Genomic DNA, 21,260 nt, shown 5'->3' with positions numbered 1-21,260 from the left:
TGCAGGGTCGTTCCTTTTACCCGTGGAAACATCAAGAAGGAGGCAGGCCCAGCATGCGCAGGCACGCCTGGACAATGGCCTCGGCCAGGGCCCGGCCATCGTCCTCGCCGGCGGCGATCACATCGTCGGTGGCGCCATGCACCCCGGCGTAGATCAGCGAAGCGATCACCCCTGGCTGGGCCAGGGACCAGCAGCCGGCGCGCTGGCCGCCTTCGAGAAGTCCCAGCAACTGCTCGAGGATCGCGTTCTTTTCCGGGTTGCCGCGGTCGTGATGATGGTGGTTGGGGTAGACGATGTCGTGCAGGCGGTAAGTGTCGAGGTAGGCCTGCACGCTGGTGCGGATCCAGCTGCTGAGCTGCGCCACCCAGTCGTCCTCGGGGCAGGCCGCCACCGCCTGCTCCAGGCGCTGCAGGTAGTGCTGGGTATAGCGTTGCCCCAGGGCCACCAGCATGTCGTTCTTGGATTGGAAGTAGTGATAGAAGGTGCCCTTGGCCACCTCGGCGCGCTCGACGATCTCGCTGATGGTGGTGGCTTCCACGCCCTGGCTGAGGAACAGGTCTTGGGCGGCGGCCATCAGCTCTTCCAGGCGCACTTCGGCCGGTTTGGTGCGCGGCCGCGGCTGGGCAGCGCGCTTGGCAACCGGGGAGGTTTTGACACTCATGAACGAATCCGGGCTGTTCGACAAAGGCCGCCATTCTAGGGGATTTGTGGAGGAAAAGAGAGTTGAGAATCTTTTTCATTCTCCATTGACCGACGGTCAGTCAAAATACTATGCTCGCCCTGCAAGCCCATTCCAGACCTTGCGGGAGATACACCATGCAGCGCTATCGTCGCCCGGCCCTGGTCGCCGCCGCCTACCTCGGGACCTTCCTGGCGTCCCTCGACATCAGCATCGTCAACGTCGCCCTGCCAACCTTGCAGCAGGCCCTGGCCACCGACCTGGGCGGCCTGCAATGGGTGGTCAATGCCTACGCCATCTGCCTCTCGGCGTTCATGCTCTCGGCAGGCCCCCTGGGGGATCGCTACGGCCACAAGCGCTGCTGGCTGATCGGTGTGCTGCTGTTCTGCCTCGGCTCGGCGCTGTGCGCGCTGGCCCAGGAGCTTTCGCTGCTGCTGGCCGGGCGCGCAGTGCAGGGGCTGGCCGGGGCCCTGCTGATTCCCGGGGCGATGCCGATCCTCAGCCACGCCTTTCCCGAGCCTCGGCAACGGGCCCACGTGATCGGCGGCTGGTCGGCCTTCAGCGCCCTGGCCCTGATCCTCGGCCCGCTGCTGGGTGGCCTGTTGCTGGAGCACCTGGGCTGGCAGAGCATTTTCCTGATCAACCTGCCCATCGGCCTGCTGGCCCTGGCCCTGGGCGGCTGGGGCATCAGCGAGCGCAAGTACCCCCAGCACGCCGCGCTCGACCCCCTGGGCCAGATCCTCAGCGTGCTCTGCCTCGGGGCCCTGACCTACGGCCTGATCGTCGCTGGCGAGGACGGTTTCGGCAGCCGCGAGGCGCTCACCTCATTGCTGCTGGCGACGCTGGCGCTGCTGGCCCTGATCCAGGTCGAGCGTCGAGTGCAGCGGCCCCTGGTGCCCGTCACCCTGTTTCGCCAGCGGCCCTTTGCGGTGGCCAACCTGGCCTCGTTCATCCTCGGGTTTTCCTGCTACAGCAGCCTGTTCTTCTTCTCGATCTTCCTGCAGCAGATCCAGGGCTGGTCCGCCGCCGACACCGGCCTGCGCATGCTTCCGCAGTTCGTGGTCACAGGCGTTGTATCGATGCTCTTTGGCCGCTTGCACCGGCGCATCCCCCTGCCCTGGCTGATGGTTGGCGGCTATGGCCTGGTAGGCCTGGCCATGAGCGCCATGGCCGGCTTCGATGCCCACACGCCCTACTGGCTGGTGGGTTCGCTGTTCGGTCTGCTGGGGCTGGGCATGGGCCTGGCGGTGCCGGCCACCGGGCTGGTGGTGATGGCCTGCGCACCGGCAGAGCGCGCCGGCATCGCCTCGGCCAGCATGAACGCCCTGCGCCAGACCGGCATGAGCGTCGGCATCGCCCTGCTCGGCAGCCTGATGAGCACCCGGGCAGTGCAAGTGCTCAGCGAATCCGGCGCCGCGGCCGGGTTCGACGGCGCCGCCGAACTGGCCCGGCAAGCGGTGACCGAACACCGCCTGCCGCTGCACGACCCGCTGTTCGCCGACCTCTATGGCGCCGCCATGACCAGCGGATTTGGCCTGGCCATGGCCCTGGCCGGTTGCGCCAGCCTGCTGGCCATGGGGCTGTTGCTGGGAACTCGCCAGCAAGCGGTCCGCGAGCCTGCCGGCAGCCCCGGCACCAGGCCGGCTCGTTGACAAGCGCCGTGGTGGCACCGACCTTCCAGGTCCGGGACCGCTACATCCGGCCTGACGACTAAGGCGCCGTCCTCCCTGCCCGATGTCGCAAAGGCGTTGCTCAAGGTCGAATCCAGCCTGTCGCCCCGGCGCGCACTGTCCATACTCAAGGGCCTTGTCCCCTGGTAATGGAATACCCCCGTGAACCTGCCCCCGGTCCTGCCTGACACCGCCCCTGCCCTGGTCAACCCGCTACGCCTGGACCAGGACGATCTACGGCATTTCAAGGAGCGTGGCTTCATCAAGCTGCGGGGGTTGTTGACGCCTGCGGCCATCCTGCAACTGCGCGAGCTGGCCAACAGCCAACTGCGCCCGACCTCCTCGGGCACCTCGGCCCATGGCGACGGTTTCAGTCGCCTGACCCACCGGGTGACCCAGGTCGGCATCCTCGAGCGCCTCTACCGGCAACCGGCCTTCGCCCAGGTGCTGACCCGCCTCAGCGGCTGCCGCCTGATCATGAGCGAGGCCCAGAGTTTCGAGCTGGGGGTGGGACGCTCGGGCTTTGCCTGGCACTACGACTCGCTGAACTTTCGCTACATCCGCCCCCAGGACCCGGCCTTCAGCCTGTGGATGCCGTTGCAGCCGATCCGCCCCGAAGTGCAAGGTGGCGGCATGGCCTGGGTGCCCCTGTCGCAATTCTCGGCCCAGGAGAATTTTCAGTTCTCGCGCCTGCTGGCAGGCAAACTGGCACGGGGCGAGTCGGTGGCCGAATTTTCCGCGCACCTGCGCCAGACCTACTGCACGCCCGGGGTGCTTACCGACGCCTTCGAGGAACAACGCATCGAAGAGGCCTTCGATCCTGGCGACGCCCTGCTGTTCAGCAAATACCTGTGGCACCGCTCCAGCCCCTTGCTGGACGGCGACCTGGAACGCCGCCAGGCCGTGACCCTGCGCCTGCTGGACTGGCGGGCATGCCTTGATCCACTGATGCAGGACGGCGAAACCCGCAGCGCCGGTGGCCTGGGCATGGGCCTGGACGGCGGCCCGCTGAACCCAGTGTCCTACGGCTCGCGCTTCGTCGATATCACGCCCGGGGCACCGATCCGCAGCTCGGTCCATTGCGGGCCGATCCTCTGATCCAGGCTAGATCTCAGGCCCTAGCAACACCTGCTGCTGCGCCGCACACTGCTCCACCAGGTAATCCCAGACCACCCGCAGCCGCACCGATTTGTGCAGTTCGCGGCGGGTGCTGATCCAGTAGGCGCGCTGGATGCTTTCCGCCGGCAGCAGCGGCACCAGTTGCGGGTCGGCGGCGGCCATGTAGCACGGCAGCACGGCGATCCCCAAGCCGGAACGGGCCGCTTCCTGCTGGGCAATGACACTGGTGCTGTGGAACACCACCTGGGGGTTGCGGCAGAAGCTGTTGAGGAACATCAGCTCCTGGCTGAACAAGAGATCATCGACGTAGCCGATCCAGGCATGCCGGCCCAGGTCCTCGCGGCTGCGCAAGGGCGGAGCGCGGTCCAGGTAGGCCTGGCTGGCGTACAGCGCCAGGCGGTAGTCGGTGAGCTTGCGGGTCACCAGCATGTCCGCGCTGGGGCGCTCCAGGTGGATGCTGATCTCCGCCTCGCGGTTGAGAATGCTGACAAAGCGCGGCACCGCCACCAGTTCCACTTCCAGCCCCGGATACCGCTCGAACAGCCCAACCATGCGGCTGGCGAGAAACTTCACCCCCAGGCCCTCGGTGACCCCGACACGGATCTTGCCCAAAGGCGCGCTGGACTGGGTGATCTCTTCCTGCACCAGCAAGGCGACGTTTTCCATGGCCTCGGCGTGCTTGAGCAGCGCTTCGCCGGCCGGGGTCAGTTCGTAGCCCTGGGCGTGCTGGACGAACAGTGCGGTGCCCAGGGCCTTCTCCACCGCCTCGATGTGCCGGGCCACCGTGGCGTGGGTGGTGTTCAGCCGTCGCGCGGCGGTCAGCAGGCGGCCGCTGCGTTGCAGCTCAAGAAAGAAGCGCAGGTCATTCCAGTCGAACATGGGGTTTCCTTGGCGGAGTCGAAGGCCAACGCTGTTAGAAAACGCACAGCGGGTGGGTAAAAACTAACATTCTTTTAACGAAAGCTAACAACTAGGATGGTTCCCAATAAGAACGAAAAACGAGGTTAAGGATGCTCCCTGCCTTTGACGCCTACGACTACATCGTGGTCGGCGCCGGCCCCGCCGGCTGTCTTCTGGCCAATCGCCTGTCGGCCAATCCCCAGCACCGTGTGCTGCTGCTGGAAGCCGGTGGCCGCGACAACTATCCCTGGATCCACATCCCCGTGGGCTACCTGTTCTGCATCGGCAACCCGCGCACCGACTGGTGCTTCAAGACCGAGGCCGAGCCCGGCCTGCAGGGCCGCAGCCTGAGCTACCCGCGGGGCAAGGTGCTGGGAGGCTGCTCGTCGATCAACGGCATGATCTACATGCGTGGCCAGGCTGCCGACTACGACAGCTGGGCCGCTGAAGGCAACCCGGGCTGGGGCTGGGACCAGGTGCTGCCGCTGTTCAAGAAAAGCGAGAACCACTTTGCCGGCGGCAGCGAACTGCACGGCGCCGCCGGTGAATGGCGGGTCGAGCGCCAGCGCCTGTCGTGGCCGATCCTCGATGCCTTTCGCAGCGCTGCCGAGCAGAGCGGCATTCGCACCATCGACGACTTCAACGGCGGCGACAACGAAGGCTGCGGCTACTTCCAGGTCAACCAGAAGGCCGGGGTGCGCTGGAATGCCGCCAAGGCCTTTCTCAAACCCATCGCCCAGCGCCCGAACCTGGTGGTGCTGACCGGCATCGAGGTGCAGCGGCTGCTCCTCGAGGACGGCCGCGCCACAGCGGTGCGGGCCAGCTGCCAGGGGCGCCTGGAGAACTTCAAGGCGCGCCGCGAGATCATCCTCTGCGCCGGCTCCGTCGGCTCGCCGAGCATCCTGCAGCGCTCGGGGATCGGCCCGGCGCCGCTCCTGCAACGCTTGGGGATCGGCGTCAGCCATGCCCTGCCCGGGGTGGGCGGCAACCTGCAGGACCACCTGCAACTGCGCCTGATCTACAAGCTGGAGAACGCCCGCACCCTGAACCAGATCGCGGGCAGCCTGTGGGGCAAGATGGGCATGGGCCTGCGCTACCTGTATGACCGCAGCGGCCCGCTGTCCATGGCCCCCAGCCAGCTTGGCGCCTTTGCCCGCTCGGGCCCGGAACAGACCCGGGCCAACCTGGAGTACCACGTGCAGCCGCTGTCCCTGGAGCGTTTCGGCGAACCGCTGCACGCCTTCCCGGCCTTTACCGCCTCGGTCTGCGACCTGCGCCCGCAGAGCCGTGGCCGGGTCGAGATCCGTTCCGTGGAGGCCGGCGATGCGCCGCTGATCCAGCCCAACTACCTGAGCCACCCCGAGGACCTGAGGGTCGCCGCCGACGCCATCCGCCTGACCCGACGCATCGTCGGCGCCCCGGCCCTGCAACCCTTCAAGCCCAGCGAATACCTGCCCGGCCCCGAGCTGCAAAGCACCGAGCAACTGCACGAGGCCGCGGCCCGCATCGGCACCACCATCTTCCATCCGGTGGGCACCTGCCGCATGGGCAGCGATGCCCAGGCGGTGGTGGACGCACAACTGCGGGTGCACGGCATTGCGGGGCTGCGCATCGCCGATGCCTCGATCATGCCGCGCATCACCTCGGGCAATACCTGCTCACCGACCTTGATGATCGCTGAAAAGGCCGCTGAACTGATCCTTGCCAGCGTCCCCAGGAGCACGGTCCAGCACAAGGAGCCCGCCACCCCGGCATGAGCGCAGGAGCCGGCTTGCCGGCGAAGGAACCCCCAAGGCCGGCGCCCGGCTCACGGGCCTCTTCGCTGGCAAGCCAGCTCCTACGGATGAGGGAAACGAGGGTTCATCGTGCGGTCGCGGTGAATCTGCAACAGCGGCGCCGGAAACGGCGTCGGCAGTGGAACAACAACAATAATCACTGTAAGGAAGCCCCCTATGTCAGAACACGCACAGCCCCTGAACGCGCCCCTGCAGGACTCCACTGCCAAGGGCAGCCAGAAGGTCATCTTCGCGTCGTCCCTCGGCACGGTGTTCGAGTGGTACGACTTTTTCCTCTACGGCGCCCTGGCGGCGGTGATCAGCAAGCAGTTCTTCGCCGGGGTCAACGACACCACGGCCTTCATCTTCGCCCTGATGGCCTTTGCCGCCGGCTTCGTGGTGCGCCCCTTCGGCGCCCTGGTGTTCGGCCGCCTGGGGGACATGATCGGGCGCAAGTACACCTTCCTTGCCACCATCATCCTCATGGGCGTTGCGACCTTCGCCGTGGGCCTGTTGCCCAACTACGCCAGCATCGGCATCGCCGCGCCGATCATCCTGGTGGCCCTGCGCATGCTCCAGGGCCTGGCCCTGGGCGGCGAGTACGGCGGCGCCGCCACCTACGTGGCCGAGCACGCGCCCCAGGGCAAGCGCGGCCTGCACACCAGCTGGATCCAGTCCACCGCGACCCTGGGCCTGCTGCTGTCGCTGCTGGTGGTGCTGGCCTGCCGTTACTTCACCGGCGACCAGTTCGAGGTCTGGGGCTGGCGCCTGCCGTTCCTGCTGTCCATCGTGCTGCTGGGCATCTCCACCTGGATCCGCATGAGCCTGCACGAGTCGCCGGCCTTCCTGAAAATGAAAGAGGAAGGCCGCGCCAGCAAGGCGCCGATCCGCGAATCCTTCGGCAAGTGGGAAAACCTCAAGGTGGTGCTGATCGCCCTGTTCAGCATCAATGCCGGGCAGGCGGTGACCTTCTATGCCGCGCAGTTCTACGTTTTGTTCTTTCTCACCCAGTTCCTCAAGATGGACCCGGCCCTGGCCAACAGCCTGCTGATCATCAGCGTTGTAATCGGCGCGCCGATGTTCATCTTCTTTGGCTGGCTCTCGGACAAGATCGGCCGCAAGCCGGTGCTGATGCTCGGCCTGCTGCTGGCCACGCTGCTGTACTTCCCGATCTTCAAGGCCCTGGCCCACTACGCAAACCCGGCCATCGACCAGGCCAGCCGCCAGGCGCCCATCAGCGTCACCGCCGACCCGGCCACCTGCACCTTCCAGTTCGACCCGGTGGGCAAGGCGCGCTTCGACAGCCCCTGCGACAAGGTCAAGACCTTCCTGGTGAAGCAGGGCCTGCCCTACAGCAGCATCGCCGCCCCCGCCGGCAGCCCGGTGCAGGTCAGCGTCGGTGATGTGAAGATCAACGGCTTCGACGAGGCCGCCCTGCGCGGCGCAGTGACCCTGGCCGGTTATCCGCAGCAGGCCGACAGCCAGAACGTCAACAAGACCATGGTGGTGGTGCTGATCGTCGCGCTGATCCTGATTGCCGCCATGTGCTACGGCCCGCTGGCGGCGCTGATGGTGGAGCTGTTCCCGACCCGTATCCGCTACACCTCCATGTCCCTGCCCTACCACATCGGCAACGGCTGGTTCGGCGGTTTCCTGCCGACCGTGTCCTTTGCCCTGGTGGTCTACACCGGCGATATCTTCTATGGCCTGTGGTACCCGGTGCTGATTACCGGGGTCAGCCTGGTGGTGGGGTTGTTGTGCCTGCGGGAAACCCGGGACGTCGACATCAACCACAACTGAGCAGCGAGCTCGGGCTTGCCGACGGGGGCGGTCTTGCGGGCCTCTTCGCTGGCAAGCCAGCTCCTACGGTGGCCGGTGATAGTGCGGGGGCCGTAGGAGTCGGCTTGCCGGCGAAGGCGGCCTGGCGGGCCTCAGGTGTTGTTGCAGCCCTTGGCGATGGAGTCTTCGTTGGAGGTGTAGGGCCGTGAAGGCTCCAGGTTCCATTCCGGCTTGTTGCGCGCAATATTGAAGTGGCAGACCAGTTGCCGGCGCATGCTGCCCACGCTGCTGTCGCGGTTGTCCGGGTTGTTCTTCCACTGGGCGTCCAGGTAGTGGTCGCTGGCCAGTTCGTTGAAGAAGTTGTTGGTCTGGTTGTCCTTGACGTTGCGCCCGCAATCGGTGGGCGTGACTTCCAGGGTCATGACTTTCTTGCCGAAGCCCGGGTCATCACGTTCGATCCACACCGCACTCTGTACATAGCGATCGCAGCTGTTCTTCTCGGTGATCGGGTAGATCACCTGCTTCTTGTTGTCGTAGACGAAACTCGCGTCCTGCGCCGGCGTTTGCGGCAGCTTCATGTTGATCACCGGCAGGTACTGCTGCACGGCCTTGTACCACTGGATCTGGTTCAGCCGTGCACCTTCCAGGCCGCCATCCTCGGTGTAGAACAGGGCCAGGATCGAGGGCGACTGCGGCGGTTTTTCCTCCCACTTGGCCAGGCGCAGCTCATTCTGAGTGCCGAAGGATTCTGCGGCGATCTGCGCCATGGAGCGGATGCTCTGGTAGAACGCCGGGCCGGCGGCGCTGTTGCGTTCGTCACGTACATCGAAGGAACACTGGCGCGAGTGGTCGCCACGGTTCTGTCGGTAGTTGGCGCCCCATTGCTCGGCGGTGGTCACACCGATCTCGTGGCAGTACTTCTCGACATTGCCCGGGGTGCGCCGCGAGTCGGTGCAGCCCTGCTGCCCGCGGTCGTCGGTGGCGGCGTCGATGGGGAAGGAACAGAGCACCGCATAGTCCTGGTGATCCTTGGGGTTGCCGAAGATGGTGTCGAAGATGAAGCCGCTCTGCAGTCCGTAGGCCAGCTTGCGGAACTTCGAATCCTTGCGCAGGTAGGACGCCGATACGCCGCCGCTGGCCTGGCTTTTCGGGCTGATGCTGTAGAACTGGTAGTCGGTGGACGGCCAGGTGGCGCGAAACAGCACCCCGGAACACAGGAATGCCGGTTTCGACGGGCCGCCGCAATCCTGGCGGGTGTCGTTGTACAACTGGTTGAGACGGGCCACCGTGTCGCTGCCCTGGTCGGCCTGCACCGTGGGCAACAGGCACAGGCCGGCGAGGCCGATGGCAACGGCAATGGGGGTTCTGCGTGCTTTCATGGGGTGACTTCCGTGTGGTGTGTAAACCCTGGCCAGCCAAGTCGTGGTCCGGCAATAAGCAGAAGATAGAAGTGCTGGTTGGCCCTGATGGACTTTTCCCGGCCTGTGTCCCCGATCCCCACCACCGGCAGCAGGCGCACGGCGATGGCTTGAATAAAACGCCGCATTGCGCCACTGTCTCGGCACTTTTTCCGGCGGAGACCGAACATGCTGTTGATCTTGCCCGCAGTGGTGGCCCTGGCCCTGATCCTGGTGTTCTGGCGCCGTCAGAAAGCCCTCACGGCCTTGCGTCGGGAAGCCCACATCCGCAATTTCACCCTGCCGCCGCGCTTGTTCGAGCCCCTGCGCACCCAGCACCCGCACCTGAACCTCAAGGACTGCCAGCTGGTGGCCCAGGGCTTGCGCCAGTTCTTTCTCGCCTACCTCAAGAGCGGCCAGCGCTACGTGTCGATGCCGTCCCAGGTGGTGGACGACCTGTGGCACGAATTCATCTTGCATACCCGGGACTACCAGCAGTTCTGCAACCAGGCCTTCGGCCAGTTCCTCCACCACACCCCGGCGGCGGTGCTCGGCCAGAACGCCGCGCAACAAAGCGACAACGGCCTGCGCCGGGTCTGGCGCCAGGCCTGCCTGGAAGAGAACATCAACCCGGCCCAGCCCAGCCGCCTGCCACTGCTGTTCGCCCTGGACACCAAGCTGAAGATTGCCGGGGGCTTTCACTACGTCGCCGACTGCCAGTCCCTGCGCCGCCTGACCGACAACGGCGGCAGCGCCACCCTGGTGCACTGCGGCAGCGAGCTGCACAGCAGCTCCCTGGACAGCGATTCTTCCGGCAGCAGCAGCGACAGCGACAGCTCGCGTTTCGGCGGTGATGGCGACAGTGGCGGCAGCGATGGCGGTGGAGGCGACAGCGGCGGTTGCGGTGGGGGCGGTTGTGGCGGCGGGGGTGGCGATTGATCGCCTAGGGCCGCGCCACCGACAGCCCTCAGAATGGATTGCAGCCTGCGGCCTTCGCGGCTTCAGGCGATACCGTCGGACGGAACGGTCCAGGTTCCACAGGGTCTTGCCGCGGGCCTTCGGCGTGACGCTGAGGGTCCATTCGTTGTTCTTCGTACCCGGGTCGAAACGCGCGGCCCAGGTGGCCTAGGCAATGTACTGGAGCGGTGATTTGCCAGGCGCAGGCGCAGTGCCTGTCGTACCCGCGAAGTCCACCGCCTGATCTGCCACTACGTAGCGAAAACGCTGTTGCGGCGGCTGGGCGCGATGCCCAGCCCCCACATCAGAGCGCGCGGGCGCGGAAAAAATCGGGCGTTAGAACACGCGGATCGCCAGCTCGAAAACGCTCTCCCCACACCATGACGTCCTCCTGCGATGGCAACAGCATGGGGTGTGATCGATACCCTTTGAGCAGGGCCTCGATGCCTTGGGCAAAATCATGCCCAACAAAAAGCATCATGGACGCGACCAATCCGTTCAAGAACAAACGGCCTTGGCTGTCCAGCCAGAGCTGTCCATGACCATGATGTACATCACCCAAGCAAACAAAGTCGGTGCGCAGCGCTTCTTGCCAGCCATCTACTTGTTCATCGGGGCACGCCGGAGAGCCAAACTCGATGTCACTAGAGGCACACTCCTCCCCCGTGCCGATATGCCCTACGGTCAATTCGCCAAATGCTTGCAGGATGCGAAATGCCGGATGTGCGCGGGGTACGTGACGATCAACCACAACGGCCCTGCCAGGGACCCATCCGGCAGCTCTGAAAAACGGTTCTATGTTCGGAGTCAGGAGATTCATGCGGCGAAGATAATCAAAGTGCAGGAGAAACGCAAAAGCCCTGGATACGCCCCCTGCCGGAACGCTATCCGTTGCTCCGCGCAACAGCTCGACATCCACGGCTATCGACGGCAACGCCATGGCCAGCCCATCCCTGCCTCGGTCAAACCTGCCCGGGACCGGGGAGAACAAGGGGGGATAGGGGAAGAGTGATGTGGAAGCGGCGCATCGCGCGCCGCTCCACTGTTTCCGATCGATCAGGCGATGATGTCGGTAACGGCCGCCTGGCCCACGGTACCCACGGCGAAGTCCACCGCGCCATGACCGGTCAGGTCGATCATCAGGCTGGTCTGGTTGGTTTCGGCGTAGTAGGTGAGGATCGCGTCGCCGGCATGCCCGGTGAAGCCGCTGACGAAGTTCAGGGTGGCACCACCGGAGGCGAATTGCGGGATTCCGGTGAGGTCGATCTTGTCCTCGCCGCTGACGAAATCCATGATCCAGTCCGGGGCGTCGAAGGTCGAATCCGCGGCCGCGCCGTAGACGAAGGTATCAGCCCCCGCCCCACCCCACAGGGTGTCGCCACCGCCACCGCCATAGATGATGTCGTTGCCGGCACCGCCTTCGAGGATGTTCGCCGCAGCGTTGCCGATCAGCAGGTCATTGCCCGAGCCGCCGATGGCGTTTTCCACCGTCACGCCATGGGCGATGGACACGTTGCCCACCAGGCCGCCGACATCGGAGAAGCCCCCTTCATTGAGATTGATCTTCTGGTTCTGGGTGAAACCCGAGAAATCCAGGGTATCGTTGCCGCCGCCGTCCCAGACCGCGAACACCAGCTTGTCCGAAGCGCTGTGGGCGCTGTAGAAGTCCCGACCGGTGTTGGAGTTGAAGCCGTAGACAGTGTCGTCGGCACGGGTTTCCAGGTTGGCGCCATAGAGCTTCTGCACCGCAACGATATCGTCCAGCAACGGCGCCGAGGCGTAGGCACCGCCGCCGTCCTTGCTGAAGTCCTGCCCGGTGTTGCTCTCACTCCAGTAGCTCATCAGGCTGTAGCCGCGGGTGTCCTGGGCGTAGGTCACGTCGTTGTAGGTCGGGCTGCCGCTGCCGGCGTTGTACACGCCCGGGTGGGACAGGCCCAGGCTGTGGCCGATTTCGTGGGTCAGGGTCTGGCGGCCGTAGTTGCCGTTGCCCGGGGTTTCGTTGACCCGGTACTGGTCGTTGATCAGGTACCAGGACTGGCCGTCGTAGCTGCTGCCGGACGGCAGGTAGGCAAAGGCCGCGCCGCCGGTGCTGACGTTGTAGTTGCCGAAGCTCATGTGGCCGTCGCCACCCTTGGCCGCTTCAGTGAAGGTCACGTTGGCCACGTCCGCCCAGGATTGCAGGGACAGCAGCGCCTGGGCTTTTTGCAGTGCGCTGAACTCGCTGAAGCTGCCCAGGGCCGGGTTGTAGTTGGCCGGTTTTTCGGTGAGGAAGCTGTAGCTCAGGTCGATCTTGCCGTCGCCGTTCTGGTCGTGCCAGGACAGGCCTTTGCGCAGGATCGAATCCGCCGCCTGGTCCGCGGTGAAGGATGGCTTGCCGTTCACCAGCTCGCTGCCGCCACGGTCATACAGGTGGCTGAAGGCCAGAACTTGCTGGTAGGCATGGCTGGCCTGAGCGGCCGAATCGATGCCGTTGCCGACTGCTTCCGAGAGTGCTTTTGACATTGCTACGTCCTTGTTCCAGACAAAAAATCCGATAGGACAGCTGCGACCCCGCCTGCGAGATCGTCCTATCACTCGCCCATTGAGGCGCTGGAAACCTGACATATCCGTCAGCCGTGAGTCCACGGTTTTTTTTGTCCTACAAAGCCCCCGGGACGCTCTGGCACGGGGTAAATTTTCCACTCGCACGAGGGGGCGCCAAGGGATAGGCTAGACACCGCACCGGGGCCCCGCGGCCCTCTTTGGATAGGAGTCTGTGATGCGCAAAATCCTGTTTCTGGGCACCTTGATGATCCTCGCCGGCTCGGCCCACGCCGAAGGCATTCCACTGTTCAACGTCTCCTGCCCGGGCAATCTGGCAGTCAGCGCCGACCAGGGCGGCCCGGTTTACATCAACGGCAACGCAGTCAAGAACAGTGCCGTGGATGACCGGCATTTCCAGGTCAAGACGGCAGAAATCAGCCTGTCCATCAGCGTCGAGGACGATGAATCGGTGACCGTCAAGTACACCGACAAGCATGGCGCCAGTGGTCTCTGCGAAGCCGTGGACGACTGAGCCCTCTCCCCTTTTGCCTCACAACCTCAAGAGCCGTGCATGCACATCAGCGCAATTCCCTTCGCCACCACCGACTGGTCGAACATCGAACCCACCGAGCATCGCGGCGAAACCGGCAGCGCCTTCTGGCGCACCCGGCAGTTCGGTGAAATTCGCGTGCGCATGGTGGAATACAGCCCCGGCTACCTGGCCGACCACTGGTGCTCCAAGGGCCACATCCTGTTGTGCCTGGAAGGCGAGCTGCACACCGAGCTGGAGGACGGCCGGCGGTTCGTCCTGACCCCGGGCATGAGCTACCAGGTGGCGGACAACGCCGAGCCGCACCGCTCCTTCACCGCCGTGGGGGCCAAGCTGTTCGTGGTGGATTGAAGCGCTTCAGAACAGGCCCATCTGCCCACCCACCAGGGTGCTGAAATCATCCTGCACGAACGGCAGGATGGCGTCCGCCACCGGTTGCAACTGGCGGGTCAGGTAGTGCTCGTAGTCGATGGCGGCGCGGCGGTTTTCCAGGGGCTCGGGGCCGGCCAAGGTGATGACGTAGCTGATCCAGCCGCCGTTCTGGTACTGCAGTGGGCGGCCCTGCTCGCGGTTGTATTCGTCCGCCAGGCGCGCTGCGCGGACATGGGGCGGCACGTTGCGCTCGTAGTCGTCCAGGGGCCGGCGCAGGCGCTTGCGGTAGATCAACAGGTCATCCAGTTGCCCGGCCAGGGTGCGTTGCACGTAGTCGCGCACATAGTCCTGGTAGGGCTGGCGGTGGAAGATGCGCTGGTACAGCTCCTGCTGGAATTCCCGGGCCAGGGGCGACCAGTCGGTGCGCACCGTCTCCAGGCCCTTGTAGACCATCTCCTGGCTGCCATCGGCGCGCTGCACCAGGCCGGCGTAGCGCTTCTTGCTGCCCTCCTCGGCACCACGGATGGTGGGCATCAGAAAGCGTTTGTAGTGGGTTTCGAACTGCAACTCCAGGGCGCTTTCCAGGCCGTATTGCTGCTGCAGGTGATCACGCCACCACTGGTTGACGTGGGCCACCAGGGCACGGCCGATCAGGCCTGCCTGTTCCTCGTCATGCAGGCCGCCGAGCCAGACGAAGGTGGAATCGGTGTCGCCGTAGATCACCTGATGCCCCTGGGCCTCGATCAGTTGCCGGGTGCGGGCCATGATCTCGTGGCCACGCAGGGTGATGGAGGACGCCAGGCGCGGGTCGAAGAAGCGACAACCGCTGGAACCCAGCACGCCGTAGAAGGCGTTCATGATGATCTTCAACGCCTGGGACAGCGGCGCATTGTGCTCGCGCTTGGCCACTTCGCGGCCCTCGGCGACCCGGGTCACGATCGACGGCAGGCAATGCCGGGTGCGGGAGAAACGCGCGCCGCGAAAGCCCGCTACCGAATGTTGCTCGTCCGGTTGGCGCAGGCCTTCCACCAGCCCCACCGGGTCGATCAGGAAACTGCGGATGATCGACGGGTACAGGCTCTTGTAGTCCAGCACCAGCACCGACTCGTAGAGCCCGGGCCGCGAATCCATGACGAAACCGCCGGGGCTGGCCTGGGGCGGCAGCTCGCCCAGGTTGGGGGCGACAAAGCCCTGGCGATGCATCAGCGGCATGTACAGGTGGGTAAAGGCCGCCACCGAACCGCCGCTGCGGTCGGCGGGCAGGCCGGTGACCGTGGCCCGTTCCAGAAGAAAGGTCAGCAGCTCGGTCTTGGCGAAGATCCGCGTCACCAGCTCGCAGTCCTTGAGGTTGTAGCGGGCCAGGGCCGGCTTGTCCTCGGCGAACATGCGGTTGATCTCGTCCATGCGCTGGTAGGGGTTGTCGATCGACTTGCCCTCCCCCAGCAGGGTCTGGGCGACGTTTTCCAGGCTGAAGGAAGGGAAGCTCCAGGTCGCCGAACGCAATGCCTCGATGCCATCGATGATCAGGCGGCCGGCAGCCGAGGCGAAATAGTGGGTACGGCTGCCGTGCTCGCGCCACTGCATTTCCTCGCCACCACGCCCCAGGCGCAGCGGCACCGCCAGGCGCCGGGCATGTTCGTGGAGTACGCGCAGGTCAAACTGCACCAGGTTCCAGCCGATGATCGCGTCGGGGTCATGCTCGGCCAGCCACTGGTTGAGCCTCTCCAGCAACTGCTCGCGGCTGGCGCAGAACTCCAGGTCGAAATCCACCGCACTGTCGTCGTCCCGGGCCTTGCCGAGCATGTACACCTGGCGCTGGCCGCAACCTTCCAGGGCAATGGAATACAACTCGCCGCGCTCGCTGGTCTCGATGTCCAGGGACACCAGCTTGAGGCTCGGCCGGTAGTTTGGCGCCGGCTTCATCTGCGCCTCCAGCAACAAGCCATCGGGGCCGGGCTGGCCGCCGAAGGACACCGGCGCGGTGATGAAGCGCTCCATCAGGTAGCGCTCGGGCGGCCGCACATCGGCTTCGAACACCTCCACCCCGGCGCGCCGCAGGGTCTTTTCCAGGCGCATCAGCTGATTGTGCTGCGGGCAGTACAGGCCCAGCACCGGGCGCTGGTGGAAGTCACGCAGCTGCAAGGGGCGCAGTTGCACATCCGGGTCGTCGGTCAGCAAGCGCTCGGCCTGGGCCCGCTGCGCCGCCGGGACGAAGGCCACGGAAGTCTGCAACGGCAGGCGGATCTGGCGCGGCCCCTGGTCGGTGGCCAGCCAGAAATCGACTTGCGTGCCCGCCGGCGTATCGCGCCAGTGCCGGGTCAGGACGAAGCCTTGTTGTACATCCACCGCTGCAACCTCAGAACATTTCAAGGCGCCGATTCTACCTGCCCAGCCTCGCGTTGGGGGGGCCGGATGATGGCTTTTCGGCTTTTGTCAGACAATATGTAGTGCCTGAAAATTTTCACTACAAAACCGTTGACGAGAGGATTTCGGCCTTGCATGATGCAGACGTCTCCCCGATCGGGGGACGAGGCAAAGGTGTTATGAGCAAGCTCGTCTGACCGCCGAGCTGTGACCCGGATGTGTACTGCCCACAAGGCAGATTGATGAAACTGACCTGGCATTGACCGTCCAGTACCAAGACGGGAAGCCGGCGAAAACTCTTCAAGATGCTTGTGGCCGATGGTGGGAATGTCGGCAGCTTCATCCAGGTTTACGCTGCTTCTCTTCGTTGTGACGCTATTGCGTAGCAGTTAATCAAGGCAACTACACGCATCAGGCTCTGGGCCTTATCTGTATCCGACAGACACCCTCTGTCGCCCTGTTTCCGGTATCAGGGTTCAACTTACCGACGTAGCAAGATGAATTAGCGAATCAACTTAGATAGATCGATAAATGGTCAAGGGGGCTACAAATGAATCTTAATAATCAACCCACTATTGATGAATTGGCACGCATGTTCGCCGCACAGAAAGACAGCCACGACAGCCACATCCTGTGGATCGCCAAGTCGGGCCAAGTGCATATCGACTGCCTGTCGCCCCATAGCCATGAAGCAGAGTTCGACCAGAACAACCGGGACCTCGCGGCCCGCCTGAAGATGTACCGCCGTGGCCAGGGCTACGTCGGCAAGAAAGCCGCCGCCGACAAGGACTTCATCGGCCGGGTCCTGGAGACCCTGAAAGCCGAATGGCAATCGCTGCGGGATAAGTCGGAAGTTCGGGTTATTGATCGGTTTTGCTGAGACAAGTTAACACTGGGTATAAGCCAACAAGGGGCGCTGAACTTTCAGCGCCCCTTTTTATTGTCTGCAACGAACTTGAATTGCCTTTTCCGGATACCGAAACCACTTCAAGAGCACCATCTGCTAACGGTTGGACACAATAATGGCCAATTAGTATCATTCGTCCACTCAAGCCGACCTGGAGGTTGGAATACGGACTTTCAGGATCATGCTGAGACTCAGTACAACCATCAGGAGGTCTACTCGATAGCTAAGCCAAATCTGGGAAAAGGATTTTTTGTGACTGATCGCTGCGGTGTTTTGCGTTACATCATTGAACAGTATTACTCGGGAGACATAGAAACTGCCTGTTCCCATACCGGGTACAGCAGCAAGCAGATCGCGGACTGGTGTTCTGGCCAATGCCAGCCACAGCACCTCACAGTTGAGCACTTCATACACTGTGCTTTTACGCCTGAATTCCAGTCAGTAGTGGAGTTCGCCGAGTTCAAGCAGGACCAGCCGGTGATGGCTCAGTTGAGAACCCTGTTCAAGGGCCACGAAGAGCGGGCAGGCATCTATGCCTTTTATGACTCGATGGCCAACCTCATCTACCTAGGCAAAGCCACCAACCTGTTGAAAGAAACCTACTCGGCCATTCGCCGGGACGTAGACATCCAGTTCCCGGCAGGGATCAAGAAGAAGCCCGATAAACGCTACGAAATCGTTCGCTACATCTCAGCCTACGACGTCGGCAGCTCCGATTGGTTGGATTTCCCAAAACACGTTGAGTCACTGATCCTCAGAATTTCCAAGCCTATCTTGAACAAGAACATCGGCCATATCGAACAGGCGTATACGCCTCCTGGCATCGACTGACACGCATCCTACCCCTCCTGCAGCCGGGAGATTTTCCCAAATAGCAGGCGACAGGACGGTCTACCGCCCTGCCGCCTTTTACGGGTTTGCTTCAGAACGCAAAACACGAACACCCAAACGCTCCCCAGAACCCCTGGAAGTCACTCACCGGTACATTGGACATGCGCGCTTTCTGGTGCCCGTGGGCATGCACTGCGCACGGTCCGCTGCACTGGTGCACCTGGTTCTGCAACGGTGCGTTGGGCTTCCAATGCCCAGGCACCTTGGCCACCGGCGACCAGTCCGGGGTCACCGGCAGGCTCGGTGGGGCGAGTTGGTCGAAGTCACCGGCGGCATGCACCACCTTGCCATCCACTACGGTGAGCAGGGACTCGATCCACTTGATCGCCTCTTCCTCGACGCTGAAGTAGTCCGCCGACAGGGCCACTAGGTCCGCCAGTTGCCCGACCTTGATCTGGCCCTTCTTGCCCTGTTCCGAGGAGAACCAGGCGCTGCCGTGGGTGTAGAGCTCCAGCGCGGTATCGCGGCTCAGGCCCTGGGGGTACAGCTCCAGCCCGCCGACAGTCCGGCCGCTGACCATCCAGTACAGCGAGGTCCAGGGGTTGTAGCTGGAGACTCGGGTGGCGTCGGTGCCGGCGCCCACCGGGACGCCTTCGGCGAGCATGCGCTGGATCGGCGGGGTCATCTCAGCGGCCTTGGCGCCGTAGCGCTCGACGAAGTACTCGCCCTGGAAGGCCATGCGGTCCTGGATCGCGATGCCGCCGCCCAGGGCCCTCACCCGTTCGATGTTCTTCGGGCTGATGGTTTCCGCATGATCGAAGAACCACGGCAGGCCGTTGAAGGGAATGTCGCGGTCGACCTTTTCGAACACATCGAGCATCCGCGAGATGGATTCATCGTAGGTGGCGTGCAGGCGGAACGGCCAGCGCTGCTCCACCAGGTGGCGCACCACCGGTTCCAGCTCCTGCTCCATGCTCTGCGGCAGGTCGGGACGCGGTTCGAGGAAGTCCTCGAAATCCGCAGCGGAAAACACCAGCATCTCCCCTGCCCCGTTGTGCCGCAGGAAGTCGTCGCCCTGGCCGTAGGTGACGCTGGAGGTCCAGTGCTTGAAGTCCGCCAGTTCCTCCTTGGGCTTCTGGGTGAACAGGTTGTAGGCGATGCGCACGGTCAGTTGCTGTTGGGCCGCCAGTTCGTTGATCACCTGGTAGTCGTCGGGGTAGTTCTGGAAGCCGCCACCGGCATCGATGGCGCTGGTGACCCCCAGGCGGTTGAGCTCGCGCATGAACTGGCGGGTCGAGTTGACCTGGTACTCCAACGGCAGCTTGGGGCCCTTGGCCAGGGTCGCATACAGAATCATCGCGTTGGGGCGGGCGATCAGCATGCCCGTGGGGTTGCCGTTGCCATCGCGGACGATCTCGCCCCCCGGCGGGTTCGGCGTGTTGCGGTCGTAGCCCACCACTCGCAGCGCGGCGCGGTTGAGCAAGGCGCGGTCATACAGGTGCAGGACGAACACCGGGGTATCCGGCGCCGCCTGGTTCAGCTCTTCCAGGGTCGGCATGCGTTTCTCGGCAAACTGGAATTCGTTCCAGCCGCCCACCACCCGTACCCACTGCGGCGCCGGGGTACGCAGGGCCTGTTCCTTGAGCAAGCGCAGGGCGTCGGCCAGGGACGGCACGCCTTCCCAGCGCAGCTCCAGGTTGTAGTTCAGGCCGCCGCGGATCAGGTGCAGGTGCGAATCGTTGAGCCCGGGGATCACCATGCGCCCCATGAGGTCGATGACCTGGGTGCCGGCACCGCGCAGGGCCATGGCCTGGGCGTCATTGCCCACGGCGATGAAGCGCCCGTCCTTGATCGCCACCGCGCTGGCCCGGGGTTTGGCCCGGTCCACGGTGTGCAGGCGGCCGTTGAACAGAATCAGGTCGGCAATTGCATCGGGTTTCATGGCATTGCTCCAAACGAAGGTCGGGAAGGAATCAGGCCGCACTACGTGGCTGCAGCCAACGGCTGAACAGGCGCGTGACCCGGGGCATGAAGACGTAGACCACCAGCAGCACGATGCTCAGGGTGATCAGCACCGTGGCCGGCACATAGCCGCCAAGCCAGGGCAGTTGGGCGAACAGCGGCTTCCACAATTGCGGCACCAGGAAGCTCAGCGGCAGGATCACCAGGAAGGTCACACACGCCTGTTTCCAGCGCGGTGGCGGGGTCGGTGCACCGCCGTCCTGGGGGGTGAACCAGAATTCGCGATCGGCGTTGATTTCGGTCTGGTCACCGTCGGCCAGCAGGTGCTGGGCCTGTTGCACCAGCTCGCGGCGGTCGGCGGAATCCAGCCAGTGCTGCAACTGTTCGGTGCTGGCAAAGCGCAGCACGCTGGTGAACAACCCGAGGCCGCCGCTGTGGCCACGCACCACGTCGATGCCCAGGTGCCCCGGATAGCTGCGGGCCTTGGCGATGATCTGCCGCAGCCAGGTTTCATAGGCCTGATCCTGGCCCTGCTTGATCCGGTGACGGACCAGCAGGGTCACGACACCGTCGGTGAGTTCGATATTCATCAGAAGGCTCCAGTGTCTGCTAGGAGATGCATTCGCGCATCACAGTTAAGGCCCGTAGGGGCTGGCTTGCCAGCGAAGCGGTCGGTGCGATCGCATTCGCCGGCCAGGCGGCGCCTACAGCTGACGTTGCGGGGCCTTGTGCACCATGCTGTAGGCATAGTCCACGCCCATGCCGTAGGCACCGCTGTGTTCCAGTACCAGGCCCATGACCGCGTCGTAGCTGTCCTTGTGCGCCCAGTCGCGCTGGTACTCCAGCAGCACCTGCTGCCAGGTCACCGGCACCGCGCCGGCCTGGATCATCCGCTGCACGGCCATGTCGTGGGCCTCCTGGCTGGTGCCGCCAGAAGCGTCGGTGACTATGTACACCTCGTAACCTTCGGCCATGGCCTCCAGCGCCGGGAAGGTCAGGCAGACCTCGGTCCACAGCGCCGCCATCACCAGTTTCTTGCGCCCGGTGGCCTTCACCGCCTCCACCAGCTTGCGGTCTTCCCAGGAGTTCATCGACGTGCGCTCGATGGGCTGCTGGCCGGGAAACACCGCCAGCAGTTCCGGCCAGATGTAGCCGCTGAAGCTTTCGGTCTCCACCGAGGTGAGGATGCTCGGCACGTTGAAGATCCTGGCCGCCTTGGCCAGGGCCACGGTGTTGTTCTTCAGGGTCTGGCGATCGATCGATTGCACGCCGAAGGCCATCTGCGGCTGGTGGTCGATGAGGATCAGGGCGGAGTTGGTCGGGTTGAGCAATTCACGAATGGACATGGCGCGTTCCTTTTGCAGTCAGAGAGTGAGGGTCGAACATGACCGGCTGATGGCGCTGCTTGCGCCCCGTGGCGTCCGGCTTGGTGGCTAATCTAGGGCCTGGCAGAAAAAGGAACAATTACCTAAAAT

The 21,260-nt window shown here is 64.1% G+C and carries 18 protein-coding genes; 9 read left to right on the top strand and 9 right to left on the bottom strand.

Translation table 11 applies throughout. The features are described from left to right. Positions 1-31: 31 nt before the first annotated feature. On the bottom strand, positions 32-661 hold the full coding sequence (locus tag AC07R1_RS02265) for a TetR/AcrR family transcriptional regulator (protein ID WP_015635232.1): 630 nt from the start codon (positions 659-661) through the stop codon (positions 32-34). Between the two features lie 155 nt (positions 662-816). On the opposite strand from AC07R1_RS02265, the gene AC07R1_RS02260 reads away from it, so the two are divergent. Both AC07R1_RS02260 and AC07R1_RS02255 read left to right on the top strand, forming a co-directional pair. Then, positions 817-2,331, top strand: a complete 1,515-nt coding sequence (locus AC07R1_RS02260; RefSeq protein WP_495110053.1) for an MFS transporter — start codon at positions 817-819, stop codon at positions 2,329-2,331. A gap of 180 nt (positions 2,332-2,511) precedes the next feature. Next, positions 2,512-3,447, top strand: coding sequence for a phytanoyl-CoA dioxygenase family protein (locus AC07R1_RS02255; protein WP_495110052.1), 936 nt, complete (start codon positions 2,512-2,514; stop codon positions 3,445-3,447). Positions 3,448-3,453: 6 nt separating this feature from the next. Here AC07R1_RS02255 and AC07R1_RS02250 read toward each other — a convergent pair whose 3' ends face one another. After that, positions 3,454-4,347: a LysR family transcriptional regulator gene (locus tag AC07R1_RS02250; RefSeq protein ID WP_011060785.1), complete on the bottom strand. Its 894-nt coding sequence runs from the start codon at positions 4,345-4,347 to the stop codon at positions 3,454-3,456. A 131-nt stretch (positions 4,348-4,478) separates the two neighbouring features. Here AC07R1_RS02250 and AC07R1_RS02245 point away from each other — a divergent pair, with 131 nt between their 5' ends. After that, on the top strand, positions 4,479-6,125 hold the full coding sequence (locus AC07R1_RS02245; RefSeq protein WP_495110051.1) for a GMC family oxidoreductase: 1,647 nt from the start codon (positions 4,479-4,481) through the stop codon (positions 6,123-6,125). Positions 6,126-6,320: 195 nt separating this feature from the next. Further along, positions 6,321-7,943 (top strand): MFS transporter, encoded by a 1,623-nt coding sequence (locus AC07R1_RS02240; RefSeq protein WP_011060783.1) that lies wholly within the window; start codon positions 6,321-6,323, stop codon positions 7,941-7,943. 131 nt (positions 7,944-8,074) lie between these two features. On the opposite strand, the gene AC07R1_RS02235 is transcribed toward AC07R1_RS02240, so the two are convergent. After that, positions 8,075-9,301 carry a DUF2599 domain-containing protein gene (locus AC07R1_RS02235; RefSeq protein WP_011060782.1) on the bottom strand — a complete coding sequence of 409 codons (1,227 nt, stop codon included), beginning with the start codon at positions 9,299-9,301 and terminating at the stop codon, positions 8,075-8,077. Positions 9,302-9,508: 207 nt separating this feature from the next. On the opposite strand from AC07R1_RS02235, the gene AC07R1_RS02230 reads away from it, so the two are divergent. Then, positions 9,509-10,258, top strand: a complete 750-nt coding sequence (locus AC07R1_RS02230; RefSeq protein WP_401019591.1) for a glycine-rich domain-containing protein — start codon at positions 9,509-9,511, stop codon at positions 10,256-10,258. A gap of 322 nt (positions 10,259-10,580) precedes the next feature. Here AC07R1_RS02230 and AC07R1_RS02225 read toward each other — a convergent pair whose 3' ends face one another. Next, a complete protein-coding gene (locus AC07R1_RS02225; RefSeq protein WP_220224202.1) occupies positions 10,581-11,216 on the bottom strand; it encodes an SUKH-3 domain-containing protein in 636 nt (211 codons plus the stop codon). A 116-nt stretch (positions 11,217-11,332) separates the two neighbouring features. After that, entirely contained in the window at positions 11,333-12,778 is a 1,446-nt protein-coding gene (locus AC07R1_RS02220) for a serralysin family metalloprotease (protein WP_011060780.1), read from the bottom strand. Between the two features lie 256 nt (positions 12,779-13,034). Here AC07R1_RS02220 and AC07R1_RS02215 point away from each other — a divergent pair, with 256 nt between their 5' ends. Both AC07R1_RS02215 and AC07R1_RS02210 read left to right on the top strand, forming a co-directional pair. Further along, positions 13,035-13,331: a hypothetical protein gene (locus AC07R1_RS02215; protein WP_495110050.1), complete on the top strand. Its 297-nt coding sequence runs from the start codon at positions 13,035-13,037 to the stop codon at positions 13,329-13,331. Between the two features lie 39 nt (positions 13,332-13,370). Further along, positions 13,371-13,700, top strand: coding sequence for a DHCW motif cupin fold protein (locus AC07R1_RS02210; RefSeq protein ID WP_011060778.1), 330 nt, complete (start codon positions 13,371-13,373; stop codon positions 13,698-13,700). Positions 13,701-13,706: 6 nt separating this feature from the next. Here the strand turns inward: AC07R1_RS02210 and AC07R1_RS02205 are convergent, their stop codons facing one another. Then, positions 13,707-16,067: a DNA polymerase II gene (locus AC07R1_RS02205; RefSeq protein WP_072442313.1), complete on the bottom strand. Its 2,361-nt coding sequence runs from the start codon at positions 16,065-16,067 to the stop codon at positions 13,707-13,709. A gap of 568 nt (positions 16,068-16,635) precedes the next feature. On the opposite strand from AC07R1_RS02205, the gene AC07R1_RS02200 reads away from it, so the two are divergent. Beyond that, the gene (locus AC07R1_RS02200; RefSeq protein WP_011060776.1) at positions 16,636-16,965 is read left to right on the top strand and encodes a hypothetical protein; all 330 of its coding nucleotides are present in this window, start codon (positions 16,636-16,638) and stop codon (positions 16,963-16,965) included. Between the two features lie 279 nt (positions 16,966-17,244). Beyond that, positions 17,245-17,823: a GIY-YIG nuclease family protein gene (locus tag AC07R1_RS02195; protein WP_041117561.1), complete on the top strand. Its 579-nt coding sequence runs from the start codon at positions 17,245-17,247 to the stop codon at positions 17,821-17,823. Positions 17,824-17,914: 91 nt separating this feature from the next. On the opposite strand, the gene AC07R1_RS02190 is transcribed toward AC07R1_RS02195, so the two are convergent. The 3 genes from AC07R1_RS02190 to AC07R1_RS02180 form a co-directional block, all read right to left on the bottom strand. Continuing rightward, positions 17,915-19,765 (bottom strand): amidohydrolase, encoded by a 1,851-nt coding sequence (locus AC07R1_RS02190; protein ID WP_495110049.1) that lies wholly within the window; start codon positions 19,763-19,765, stop codon positions 17,915-17,917. Between the two features lie 31 nt (positions 19,766-19,796). Continuing rightward, positions 19,797-20,375, bottom strand: coding sequence for an antibiotic biosynthesis monooxygenase (locus AC07R1_RS02185; protein ID WP_011060774.1), 579 nt, complete (start codon positions 20,373-20,375; stop codon positions 19,797-19,799). A gap of 114 nt (positions 20,376-20,489) precedes the next feature. After that, on the bottom strand, positions 20,490-21,131 hold the full coding sequence (locus tag AC07R1_RS02180) for a hydrolase (protein WP_011060773.1): 642 nt from the start codon (positions 21,129-21,131) through the stop codon (positions 20,490-20,492). Positions 21,132-21,260: the final 129 nt, after the last annotated feature.

The organism is Pseudomonas sp. GW821-FHT07F01 (genome assembly GCF_059418825.1).
This window is presented reverse-complemented; position numbering and strand designations above follow the sequence as displayed.

Excerpts from the sequence above, each read along its gene's own strand:
- AC07R1_RS02180 (WP_011060773.1), bottom strand. The coding sequence starts at position 21,131 with ATGTCCATTCGTGAATTGCTCAACCCGACCAACTCCGCCCTGATCCTC.
- AC07R1_RS02185 (WP_011060774.1), bottom strand. The coding sequence starts at position 20,375 with ATGAATATCGAACTCACCGACGGTGTCGTGACCCTGCTGGTCCGTCAC.
- AC07R1_RS02210 (WP_011060778.1), top strand. The coding sequence starts at position 13,371 with ATGCACATCAGCGCAATTCCCTTCGCCACCACCGACTGGTCGAACATC.
- AC07R1_RS02260 (WP_495110053.1), top strand. The coding sequence starts at position 817 with ATGCAGCGCTATCGTCGCCCGGCCCTGGTCGCCGCCGCCTACCTCGGG.
- AC07R1_RS02220 (WP_011060780.1), bottom strand. The coding sequence starts at position 12,778 with ATGTCAAAAGCACTCTCGGAAGCAGTCGGCAACGGCATCGATTCGGCC.
- AC07R1_RS02245 (WP_495110051.1), top strand. The coding sequence starts at position 4,479 with ATGCTCCCTGCCTTTGACGCCTACGACTACATCGTGGTCGGCGCCGGC.
- AC07R1_RS02190 (WP_495110049.1), bottom strand. The coding sequence starts at position 19,765 with ATGAAACCCGATGCAATTGCCGACCTGATTCTGTTCAACGGCCGCCTG.
- AC07R1_RS02215 (WP_495110050.1), top strand. The coding sequence starts at position 13,035 with ATGCGCAAAATCCTGTTTCTGGGCACCTTGATGATCCTCGCCGGCTCG.
- AC07R1_RS02265 (WP_015635232.1), bottom strand. The coding sequence starts at position 661 with ATGAGTGTCAAAACCTCCCCGGTTGCCAAGCGCGCTGCCCAGCCGCGG.
- AC07R1_RS02240 (WP_011060783.1), top strand. The coding sequence starts at position 6,321 with ATGTCAGAACACGCACAGCCCCTGAACGCGCCCCTGCAGGACTCCACT.
- AC07R1_RS02230 (WP_401019591.1), top strand. The coding sequence starts at position 9,509 with ATGCTGTTGATCTTGCCCGCAGTGGTGGCCCTGGCCCTGATCCTGGTG.
- AC07R1_RS02225 (WP_220224202.1), bottom strand. The coding sequence starts at position 11,216 with ATGGCGTTGCCGTCGATAGCCGTGGATGTCGAGCTGTTGCGCGGAGCA.
- AC07R1_RS02200 (WP_011060776.1), top strand. The coding sequence starts at position 16,636 with ATGAATCTTAATAATCAACCCACTATTGATGAATTGGCACGCATGTTC.
- AC07R1_RS02250 (WP_011060785.1), bottom strand. The coding sequence starts at position 4,347 with ATGTTCGACTGGAATGACCTGCGCTTCTTTCTTGAGCTGCAACGCAGC.
- AC07R1_RS02235 (WP_011060782.1), bottom strand. The coding sequence starts at position 9,301 with ATGAAAGCACGCAGAACCCCCATTGCCGTTGCCATCGGCCTCGCCGGC.